Source organism: Paraburkholderia sp., from assembly GCF_049581445.1.
Classification (GTDB): Bacteria; Pseudomonadota; Gammaproteobacteria; order Burkholderiales; family Burkholderiaceae; genus Paraburkholderia.
Genome location: NZ_JBAURZ010000169.1, coordinates 1 through 10296 on the forward strand (window position 1 = coordinate 1; position 10296 = coordinate 10296).

General features: G+C 61.8%; 8 protein-coding genes and 1 pseudogene. 4 read left to right on the forward strand and 5 right to left on the reverse strand.

Translation table 11 applies throughout. The features are described from left to right. Both mdtN and WCA85_RS15260 read right to left on the reverse strand, forming a co-directional pair. Nucleotides 1-1037, reverse strand: a 1037-nt coding sequence (gene mdtN, locus WCA85_RS15255) for a multidrug transporter subunit MdtN (RefSeq protein ID WP_424065210.1), incomplete at its 3' end; no start/stop codon positions are given. Then, nucleotides 1034-1354 (reverse strand): hypothetical protein, encoded by a 321-nt coding sequence (locus WCA85_RS15260; protein ID WP_424065212.1) that lies wholly within the window; start codon nt 1352-1354, stop codon nt 1034-1036. The genes mdtN and WCA85_RS15260, both read right to left, overlap by 4 nt. Before the next feature lie 238 nt (nt 1355-1592). On the opposite strand from WCA85_RS15260, the gene WCA85_RS15265 reads away from it, so the two are divergent. Further along, nucleotides 1593-2297, forward strand: coding sequence for an alpha/beta hydrolase (locus WCA85_RS15265; RefSeq protein ID WP_424065214.1), 705 nt, complete (start codon nt 1593-1595; stop codon nt 2295-2297). Here the strand turns inward: WCA85_RS15265 and WCA85_RS15270 are convergent. Next, complete coding sequence (locus WCA85_RS15270; RefSeq protein ID WP_424065216.1) at nt 2257-4182, reverse strand: potassium transporter Kup; 1926 nt, start codon at nt 4180-4182, stop codon at nt 2257-2259. The two genes, WCA85_RS15265 and WCA85_RS15270, sit on opposite strands and share 41 nt — an antisense overlap. A gap of 460 nt (nt 4183-4642) precedes the next feature. Here WCA85_RS15270 and WCA85_RS15275 point away from each other — a divergent pair, with 460 nt between their 5' ends. The 3 genes from WCA85_RS15275 (at nt 4643) to WCA85_RS15285 (ending at nt 8789) form a co-directional block, all read left to right on the forward strand. Next, entirely contained in the window at nt 4643-6823 is a 2181-nt protein-coding gene (locus WCA85_RS15275; protein ID WP_424065217.1) for a TonB-dependent siderophore receptor, read from the forward strand. Nucleotides 6824-6913: 90 nt separating this feature from the next. Beyond that, nucleotides 6914-8128, forward strand: a complete 1215-nt coding sequence (locus WCA85_RS15280) for a PepSY-associated TM helix domain-containing protein (RefSeq protein WP_424065219.1) — start codon at nt 6914-6916, stop codon at nt 8126-8128. A 202-nt stretch (nt 8129-8330) separates the two neighbouring features. Continuing rightward, on the forward strand, nt 8331-8789 hold the full coding sequence (locus tag WCA85_RS15285; protein WP_424065221.1) for a lipoprotein: 459 nt from the start codon (nt 8331-8333) through the stop codon (nt 8787-8789). A gap of 50 nt (nt 8790-8839) precedes the next feature. Here the strand turns inward: WCA85_RS15285 and WCA85_RS15290 are convergent, their stop codons facing one another. Then, the gene (locus WCA85_RS15290) at nt 8840-9631 is read right to left on the reverse strand and encodes an SDR family NAD(P)-dependent oxidoreductase (RefSeq protein ID WP_424065223.1); all 792 of its coding nucleotides are present in this window, start codon (nt 9629-9631) and stop codon (nt 8840-8842) included. A gap of 80 nt (nt 9632-9711) precedes the next feature. Next, nucleotides 9712-10296, reverse strand: a pseudogene (locus WCA85_RS15295) (hypothetical protein); the annotation flags it as partial.

Consider the following 10296-nt stretch of genomic DNA (forward strand, 5'->3'; position numbering starts at 1 on the left):
GCGCCATGCCGGACCTCGACTATCGCGCTCGCTCCGACCCGGACCAGCCGGGCGGCCGGCTCGTCGAGGCGCACACGAACTGGGAAGCGCTGGGCGACCCGTACCCAGTTCACGGACTGCTGAACGATTGGCAACGTGCGTGGCAGGTTGATCCGGTCCGAATCGGAAATACCCGCGCCGATGCCGACCACCTTGCCGTGAATCGCCGCACTCCGGTCGATCATTGAATAGACCGTTGCGCAATCACCAGGCTCAATGTGCCCCAGGGCCGTTTCCCGGAAGTTTGCGACCGCGAACCATTCGTCCGCATGGACGAGCGTGAAGATTGACTGGGTCGGTGCGACAGTCTCGCCCGCCAGAACCGACAGACCGGTGACGAAGCCATTGTTCGGCGCGTGCACAACCGTGTCGTCGAGGTTGTGCTGCGCGAGCGCGACCGCCGCCTCGCGTGCATGCACCGCGGCGATGGCGTCCGCCTCGTCGCCGATCGTTTGAGCGGTGGCCCGCTTTTGCTCCTGCGCCTGCCTGAGCGACACTTCGGCGTCATGTTGCGCGACTTGCGCCTGATCCAGTTGCTGGACCGGGACATAGCCTTTCGCGGCGAGTGGCGCCAGCCGCTGAACATTGCGCGACGCCAGTTCGTAGTTGTGTGCCGCCTTGCTGGTCTGGTCGTCGGCGATGACCGAATTGGCGCGCTCGCCAACAATCGTCCTGCGTCGCGTGTCGAGCGCCGCGCGGGCCAGTTCGAGGTCGGCCCGCGTCTGCGCCAGTAAGAGACGGTACGGAACCGGATCGATCTCGAAGAGCACGTCGCCTTTCGCCACGCGCTGGTTTTCTTCCACCGGGAGGCTGACGATCCGGCCGCCGACCGGCGACGCGACGTGCACGACGTCGGCGTCGATGGTGGCGTCATCCGTTGACGGAAACCGGATCGTCCGGTCATAGGCGTAGTAAGCGGCCGCGGCGCCCATTGCAACGATCACACACGCGATCACCCGGCCGGTGAGGGAGACATTGCGCAAGCCCGCAGTTTTCATAGGAGCTGCCCTGTTCCAGAAAGCCAGCAGAGCACGGCGACTGTCAGGCCGATCGCCAGGCAGACGGAGAGCTGAAAGGGGACGATCTGTACCCAGCCAGTTGAGACGAAGATCCGGTGAGCGATCAGCGCGCCGACGACCCCGAGTATCGCGCTCAGGAGCCAGAGCGGAAAATATGCGCCGAAGATCTCATACGACGGCGCGCCCTGCAGCGCGCACCCTTGCAAGCACAGGCCCAGCGCAGCGATGGCCGGAACAGACCGTGTGCGGTGCCCGGTCGGGTCGCAGAGGTTTCCTTCATTTTGCCTGGATGGCATGGCGGCGTAATAAGGTGGGTGAACGCGTCATGGAAGCAAGGAAATCATGGGCACTTTACCAGCGTGGCGACTTAAGTTCGATGTTTTAAGGGTTCGCACTACTGCAGTGCGCGATTGAAGATCGAGTCGCAGCGAGAGGATAATGTCTTTTCCTTTTTGGCCGGTTAGGGTGGTCGCAGCGCTCTTATGACCCAAAACGCCGGCCAGGAAACCGCTTACTTCAGGAGCCTCGCACGACATGTCCGACCCTTCAGCCACCATCGAAATCGAAACGGCGCCGAATCCCGAGTTCGCCGTGATCCTGATGCACGGTCTCGGGGCCGACGCCAACGACTTCGTGCCGCTGGTCCCCGAGCTGCGGCTGGCCACTGGGCCCGCTGTGCGTTTCGTGTTTCCCAACGCGCCGGAGATCGCCGTGACCGCCAACAGCGGCTACGTGATGCGCGCGTGGTACGACATCCGCTCGTTCGAGAACATTGATCGTCAAGTGGACGAGACCGGCATCGAAGCATCGTGCGCGACGGTGCGGCAATTGATCGAAGCGCAGAACCAGCGCGGCATTCCAACGTCGAAGGTGTTTCTCGCAGGGTTCTCGCAAGGCGGGGCGATGACGTACTCAGCAGGACTGACGCACCCGGAGGCGCTTGCCGGGTTGATCGTGATGTCGGGTTACGTGCCGTCGCGGCGCTTTATCGAAAGCCGGGTCAGCGCGGCGAATCGCAACACACCGATCTTCGCCGCGCACGGCAAGTTCGACGACATATTGCCGATCCAGTTGGGCGAAGCCACCCGCGACTTCGCGCTTGCACAGGGTTGCAGCGTTCAGTGGAGTGCGTATCCCATGCCGCATTCGGTATGTGCCGAAGAGATCGAAGCGCTGAGCACATGGCTTGGCGAGCGGTTCAGATCTCCACCCGCGCCCCGAGTTCAATCACCCGGTTAGTCGGTAGTTTGAAATAGGCCGCGACATTGCCGACGTTGTGCAACATCACCCCGAAGAGCCTTTCGCGCCACACGGCCATCCCTTTGCCGCCGACGGGCACCACCGTGGCACGGCTCAGGAAATAAGAGGTCTCCGAAGGGTCGAACACGAGCCCCGATGTTTTGCATGCTTCGAGGGCCGCGGGCAGATTGACCTCATCCTTGAAGCCATAGACGATCGAAACCTGGTAGCAACCGCCGCAGAGCAGTTTCACTGAGACCTGGTCGCCTGGCGCGACCCAGGGAACTTCGCATGTGGTCACAGTCAGGAATACGACGTGCTCGTGCAGCACCCGGTTGTGCATGAGATTATTCAGCAGCGCGTGCGGCACGCCACTGGGGTCAGGCGTGAGAAAGACCGCAACACCGCCCACGCGCACTGGCGACTTGTTGAGCAAAGACTCCAGAAATGGTTTCAGCGGCGTGGTCCCGGCCCGTTCGCGCGCTTCAGCCGCCATCATTTGCCAGCCACGTCCCCAGGTCGTCATGATGCCAAACATCAGTAGTCCGATAACAAGTGGGAACCAGCCACCCTGGGCGATTTTCAACAGATTGGCGGAGAAGAACGTGGCGTCGATCACAAAGAAAAACGCGGTGGCGCCGATGCACAGCAACCAGTTGTAGTGCCACGCATAGCGCACCACGAAGAACGTCAGCAGAGTGGTGATGAGCATGGTTCCCGTGACGGCGATTCCGTACGCAGACCCGAGAGCCGTCGATGAACCGAATCCAAGCACAGCGGCAACAACCGCGACCAGCAGCGTCCAGTTGATGCCTGGTACATAAATCTGGCCGATCTCTTTGGACGATGTGTAGACCACGTTCATCCGTGGCAGAAACCCCAGTTGCATGGCCTGCTTGGTCATGGAGTAGGTGCCTGAAATGACGGCCTGAGAGGCGATCACAGTCGCTATCGTAGAAAGCACGATCATCGGAAACAGCGCCCATTGAGGAAACAGGCGATAAAACGGATTCTGCAGCGCGCCCGGATCGGCCAGCAGCAGCGCGCCTTGGCCCAGGTAGTTCAAGGCAAGCGCCGGGAACACCAGTCCGAACCACGTGAGGCGGATAGGCCGGGCGCCGAAGTGCCCCATATCGGCATACAGTGCCTCCGCCCCCGTCAACGAGAGAACTACCGCACCAAGCGCGACAAACGCGAGCCAGCGATGCTCCATGCAGAACGCCAGCCCCGCGAGAGGATTCAGCGCGTAAAGTATGGCCGGCAAACGCAGGATATTGAACAGTCCAGAAATAGCGAGTAGTGCGAACCAAAGCACCATGACCGGCCCGAACACAGCACCAATGCCCGCCGTGCCGCGCCTTTGCATCAGGAACAAGGTGATGAGTGCCGCCAGCGTGACGGGGATCACATAGGGCTTGAGCAACGGTGTCGCCACTTCCAGGCCTTCCACTGCGCTCAGGACCGAGATAGCTGGGGTAATGACGCCATCGCCGTAAAACAGCGCGGCGCCCATGACGCCGACGGCGAGCAGCGTATGGCGCAGCCGCGGCTTCGAAGCCACCGAAGAAGCCGCGAGCGCCAGCAGCGCCATGATGCCGCCTTCACCGTGGTTGTTGGCGCGCAGGATCAGCGCCACATATTTCAGCGAGACCACCACGGTCAGCGACCAGAAGATCAACGAGACGATGCCAACGACATTCTGGGCGTTCATGTGCAGCCCGTTGTCCGGGTCGAACACCGTTTGCAGGGTATAGAGCGGACTGGTGCCGATATCGCCGTACACCACGCCGAGTGCAGCTAGCGCAAGCCCGTAAAGAGCGGGCCGGTGCTCGCCGGGCTGGCCGGTTTCCTCGGTGCCGGACGCGGTAGGCGCAGGGTGTCCCATGTCTCCTCCTGAGGTCGCTTCCGTGCGCGAAGGCGCGGCGCGGACCTTTGTTTTCGAAGCTACAGGTCGCCGGTCTGTTTATTTGCGGGCAACTGCAAAGCCGGTTGAATGGGTCTGTGGCGCCCGGCCATCATCCCGCTGGCTGGCCGTAAATTGCTGGGGTTCGCGGCGCGAGTACCCGATATCCCGGCGTGTCGCTTTTAACTCTAGTACATGCAACGCTCCCGCGCGGAGTCACGCTAGCCGCTCGCTGTATTTCGTCGCAGATCACCGTGAGGGTTGCCACGCGGGCGCTTCAAGCTGCCGCAATAGAAAGCTCTTAGCAAGAATTGTGTTGCAGATGCGAATTACTCGCATTATCATTCGCGATTGTAATTTAACTTTCACTTAACAACCTCTCGCTACGGGCGCCGCGTGCCGCGCACGCGTGGCCGCATAGGCCTGCGCACCGCAAAAAATAATGCCTAACCTGTCTTTCGCTCGCCGTCATTCTTTCATCCGCAATTTCAATCGGACCCCATCGGTTCTTAGTCCGGCTCTCCTCGCCAGCGTGGGCCTGTCGCTTTCCACACTTTCCACGCCGGGCTGGGCTCAGACTGCCGCATCTGATGCGGCAGTGACGTTGCCTGCCGTCAGCGTGACCGCCTCGGCTGAGGATCTAGTCAAGCAAGGTAAGACGGTGAGCGCGGGCGCACTGGGTTCGCGCAAGCAGGTCGATACGCCGTTTTCCACCGACGTCAAGACGAGCGAACAGGCTCAGGACCTGATGGCGCAGACTGCCAATGATCTTTACAAGTACGACCCGGCGATCTCGGAAAGCAGCAGCAACCGGGTCAGCGAAAACTCGATGTTCAGCGTGCGCGGCATGCCAATCGACACGCTGAACGGCATCAAGGTTGACGGCCAGAGTTTCCCGTCCTGGGATACGGATCTCTCGCTCGAACCGTTCGAGCAGGTGCAGTTGCTCAAAGGTCTGTCCGGCTTTATGTACGGTTTCGGCGCGCCGGGCGGGATCGTCAACTACGTCCTCAAGCGTCCGACGGATGATCCGTATCGCAGCATTTCGGTCGGCTACGAGTCCGCTGGTGTGTTCAGCGAGAAGATCGACGTGGGCGGCCGGTTCGGCAACGACGACCGGATCGGCTACCGGTTCAACCTCGTGAATGAAGACGGCAACACGGCGGAGACGAATGGCCATGTGCGACGCCAGGTGGTCTCGGCGGCCTTCGACTTCCGCATCACACCGGATCTGACGTGGAGCGTTGACGGTTTCTATCAGAAGCGCAAGACCAACGGTACGCTGTTCGGTCTGATGTTCGGTAGCGGGCTGGGTATCCCCGATGCAAGCTCGATCACTCGTGACCTTGCACAGCCTCAGAACTACTACCAGACCGAAATGGCTTCGTTCGGCACGGGCCTCGACTATCGTCTCTCCGAGAACTGGCATGCGAGCCTGAAGTACCGCTTTGCCAAGGAAAACCGCACGAACTCGGACAGTCTCGTCTATGTCTACGATGCAGCGGGCGACTATTCGAATACGCTGTACGCGGCGATGACGCGCTATTTCTATCAGAACGTCGACGCAATGGTGCAAGGCCAGTTCAACACGGGCAGCATCAGGCACGACGTGGTGATTGGCGCGGGTTTCCAGTCGCAGACCAGCGAATACTCGAACAGCGAAGGGTGGAACGAAGGCTATCCCCTTGGCACGGGCAACATCTATAGCAGCACGTTGCTGAGCAATGCCGATGTGAACGTCGGCGAGGATCTTTACCGGCAGTCGCGTACGACCCAGGCCGCCGTCTACGCAAGCGACACCGTGCAGTTCACGTCGCGCCTTTCCGCGCTGCTCGGTTTGCGTTATACGCAGTTCCGCCAGGACGTCTACGATCCGAGCAGCGCCGTTACGCAGCAATACAGCGCGGACCCGGTGACGCCCACTGTGGCGCTGATGTTCAAAACCGATCCGTACTCCACCGTGTATGCGAGTTATGTCGAGTCGCTGGAGCAGGGCGGTTCGGCGTCGAACACCAACCTCAACTATCCGGCCACCTACGGTCCGCTGCGCAGCAAGCAGTATGAAGTCGGCTTCAAATCGGATCACAGCAAGTGGGGCGCCAATGTGGCGCTGTTCCGCGTCGATCAGGGTTACGACTACACGAATTCGGAAAACGTCTTCGTGCAAAGCGGCACCAAGCGCTACACCGGCATCGATGCAGGCGGCTGGCTCCAGTTGAGCTCCGAATGGCGAGTCCTTGGCGGCGTGATGTGGCTCGACACCAAGGCGGTCGATGTCGACGATCCGACTATCGAAGGCAAGCGCATTTACGGCGCGCCGCGTTTCACGGCGACGGGCCGCGTCGAATACAACCCGTCGTATCTGCGCCCGCTCACGCTCGCCTTCGGCGGCAAATATGTGGGCGATATGGCCGTCGACGCAGCCAATACGCAGTTCGTGCCGGCCTATGTCACCTATGACCTGAGCGGCAAGTACGAGACGCGCGTTGCCGGCAAGGACGTGACGCTGCGCGCGGGTATCAACAATCTGTTCAACCGCCGTTACTGGACGACTGCCTGGGGCTACTACGTGTCGCCGTCGCCGACGCGCACGGCCGTGATGAGCGCAACGATGGAGTTCTAAGTGTGGATGCGGCCGTGGTATTCACCTCGTGCCGCATTGCCGTTACCGCCTGTATGATCCGGCCGCCGCTATGTTTTCGATGATCCTGCAATGAGACCGATTCTTGTCCGGCTGCACCGATGGTTTGGCATCGGTACGGCGCTGTTCCTGTTCATGTCCGGTCTGACTGGGGCGATCATCGCGTGGAACGAGGAACTCGACGCTGCACTGAATCCTGACTTCTACCACGCCCGTTCGAACGCGCCTGCGCTCTCGTCGCTTGATATCGCTAACCGGATCGAAGCGGCGGACCCGCGCCTGCGCATCACCTATCTGCCACTGGGCGTCGAACCGGGTCGAACACTGCAGGTTCGCGTAACGGGACGCGTCAATCCGGCGACGCATCAGCCTTACGACCTGGGCTTTAATCAGCTCGCCATCGATCCCGGCACCGGGATCATTCAGGAGCGCCGCGAATGGGGCGCGCTGTCGGTGAAGCGGCTCAACTTGCTGCCGTTTATCTATCAGTTCCACTACACGCTGTTTCTGCCCGCGGCCGGCAACGGTATCGAGACCGGTGTGTGGTTGATGGGTGTCGTAGGGATCGTGTGGCTGTTCGATAGCGTGATCGCCCTGGTGCTGGCGTTTCCCAGCTTCAGGACATGGCGCAAGTCGTTCACGTTTCGTGTGCGTCGCGGCGGCTACCCGCTGGCGTTCGATCTGCATCGTTCCGGCGGCGTATGGGTATGGGGTCTGCTGGCCGTGATCGCCACCACCTCCATTTCGATGAATCTTGAAGCGCCCGTGGTGCGTCCCGTCGTATCGCTGTTTTCGAACTTGGCGCCCAATCCTGCGAGTAACCCGGGATTGCGTTTGACGTCGGATCCCGCGGCGCCGCTGCTGGGCAGGGAACGAATCGTCGCACTGGCGGCCGCGGCGGGGCGAAGCATGAAACTGGACGAACCGCCTGGCGCCACTTTCGAGGTCGAGGGACTGCATCTCTACGGCGTGGGTTATTTCAAGCCCGGCACGAACGTGGTCCGCTCAGGACTCGGCACGACCTGGCTCTATTGGGACGCCAGAAACGGCAAGCAGGTCGGAGCGGCCATCGCGGGCCAGGGCACGGCTGGCGATATCTTTTTGCAGGCGCAGTTTCCGTTGCATTCCGGACGCATCATCGGGCTTGCTGGCCGTGTCATCGTCAGCGTGATGGGGCTAATCGTGGCGATGCTAAGCGCAACGGGCCTCGTTATCTGGATCAAGAAGCTCAAGGCGCGCCGCTGCGCTGCGCGGCGCGTGGCGCCGGGTAAGCTGGCAAAGTCATGAGTTCGCCGCCAGACTCTGCGGGCTCCGCCTAGTGCAGGCGCTCCGCGCACGCGCCGTACGCGCCGCGCTCCCCGTACGCCACCCAAGCCACGTACGCCACGTACGCCACGCGGCCGGCGGTTTCGCTTTAAGCCCAACAACTGCAATGGCCACTCGCGCACGTCTATAATCGTCCTCGAATTTGACTCCGGACTTTCCACCTGTGAAAAAGATGATTGCCGTCGCCCTCGCGGCGCTTGCGCTGGCGGGCTGCGCGTCCGCCGACAAAGAGGCGGAACAAGCCAACGACTTCACCCGTTCCGAACGCCTGCTGGAAGAGGCGCAACGAAGCGCCACGCTCGCCTGCAGCGACGCTGCCCAGTGCGATCAGGCCTGGCAGCTAACCAAGGGCTACGTCGCGCAGCACTCGGAAGAGCCCATCGTGCGTGCGGATGCCGTCGCGATCGAGTCGGACGTGCCGAGCGGTTCGGGTGATGTGGTGTTTTCCGCGACGCGCGCAGAGAAGGGCGCGGGCGCGACCATCACGCTCTACGCGCAGTGCCGCGGCATGTACGGTCCGGACCGCGCAATGGGATCGGATTACGACAAGTGCGTCAAAAAGATCACGACCGGCCAAAACGGCTTCGCACCGTTCCTTCGCCAGCGACTGTCGGCGAACTAAAGGTGCGTGGGGCGGCCAGGCAAGTGCTCGTCTGAGGCAAGGCACACGTCTCAAACGGTTTTCAGCATCCCGCCGTCGACGAAATACGCCGCCCCCACGCTGTAACTCGCCCGGTCCGAGCACAGGAAAACGATGAAATCGGCCAGCTCCGCGGGCGATGCGAAGCGCCGGATCGGCGCGTGCTCGTCGGCGACCTGCTGCAGATGCGCTTCCCAGTCGCCACCTGAATCCTGGGTGAGCTGCTTCGCGGTCTTGATCCAGTCCGGCGTCAGGATCAGACCGGGGTTGATCGTATTGACGCGGATATTGTCCTTGATCAGCTCGTTGGCGAGATTCTTCGACAGCATCAGTAAGGCCGCCTTCGTCACGTTGTAGATCGGCTCGTAGCCGAGCGGCTGCACCGCGCAGATTGACGCGTTGTTGAGGATCACGCCACCACCGCGCTGCTTCATCAACGGCACGAGGCCGCGCGCGAGCCGCACCGCCGCCATCACGTGCAACTCCCAATAGGCCTGCCATTTTTCGTCAGGCGCTTCCATGATGGTTTCGTTGCTGCCCGTGCCGGCGTTGTTGAACAGAATGTCGACGCCACCGAAGTGTTGCTGCGCCGCCTTCACGATCTGCGCGACACCTTCGACCGTGGCCACATCGCCCGCCACCGGCACGGCTTGCACACCGAATTGGGCCGCTATGCGGCCGGCCGCGTCGGCGAGCCGGTCCGCCTGACGGGCGGCCAGGATGAGATTCACGCCTTCGGCAGCGAAGCCCTCGGCAACCGCCAGTCCAATCCCGACGCTCGCGCCGGTCAACACCGCAATCTTTCCGCGCAGATTCAAGTCCATGGGATTCGTCTCCTGATCTTCTGTGATCGTAGTGGGTGGAGAGCGGCGAGCACCGCTCGGCGTGAGTCCGGGTGATTCCTTTAGATGCTTCCTCGACGCGTCATCAAGCGTTCAAATGCCGCAACGATAGACCGGACGAAGGCGTTCTTGTGGGCCAACGGACCGGTGTTGCGCTCGTAGTGAGCAAGCATCGTCGCGTTGGCTTCGAAGACGAAAACCTGTCCGTCGGGCAACAGCGTGAAGTCGATACCGCCATAGTCGAGATCGAGGCGCTGGCCGATTGCTCGCAGCGCCTGCATGGCCCGCTCGCCGAGCGCGGCGGTGGGGTCCTGCAGGAACCGCCGCTCCTCGTCGAGCTTCCAGGGATGGCTTTCCATATCGGCGGAAAAGTAATGGACCATCCAGTGCGAAGAGATGGCCAGGTGATACGGATAAGGTTGGCGGTCGACGAAAATCATCCGGTACTTGCGATAGTGACCATCTGCCGAACGGGTGTCGCGAAACGCCGTCAGATACTGCGCGCCATCGAGTTCGCGCAGGCGGCTTTCCAGTGCGGCGATGCTCTCGCAGAGGACCAGTCCTTCGCCGCCGTGAGTGGCGGCGGGGCGCGCCAGCAGTGGTGTCGCGATGCCGCTGTCGGCGAGCAAGGCGGTAAGCGCTTCCCG

What these genes read in the sequence shown, in the direction of transcription:
- WCA85_RS15260 (WP_424065212.1), bottom strand. Translation starts at nt 1,354, where the DNA reads ATGCCATCCAGGCAAAATGAAGGAAACCTCTGCGACCCGACCGGGCAC.
- WCA85_RS15265 (WP_424065214.1), top strand. Translation starts at nt 1,593, where the DNA reads ATGTCCGACCCTTCAGCCACCATCGAAATCGAAACGGCGCCGAATCCC.
- WCA85_RS15270 (WP_424065216.1), bottom strand. Translation starts at nt 4,182, where the DNA reads ATGGGACACCCTGCGCCTACCGCGTCCGGCACCGAGGAAACCGGCCAG.
- WCA85_RS15275 (WP_424065217.1), top strand. Translation starts at nt 4,643, where the DNA reads ATGCCTAACCTGTCTTTCGCTCGCCGTCATTCTTTCATCCGCAATTTC.
- WCA85_RS15280 (WP_424065219.1), top strand. Translation starts at nt 6,914, where the DNA reads ATGAGACCGATTCTTGTCCGGCTGCACCGATGGTTTGGCATCGGTACG.
- WCA85_RS15290 (WP_424065223.1), bottom strand. Translation starts at nt 9,631, where the DNA reads ATGGACTTGAATCTGCGCGGAAAGATTGCGGTGTTGACCGGCGCGAGC.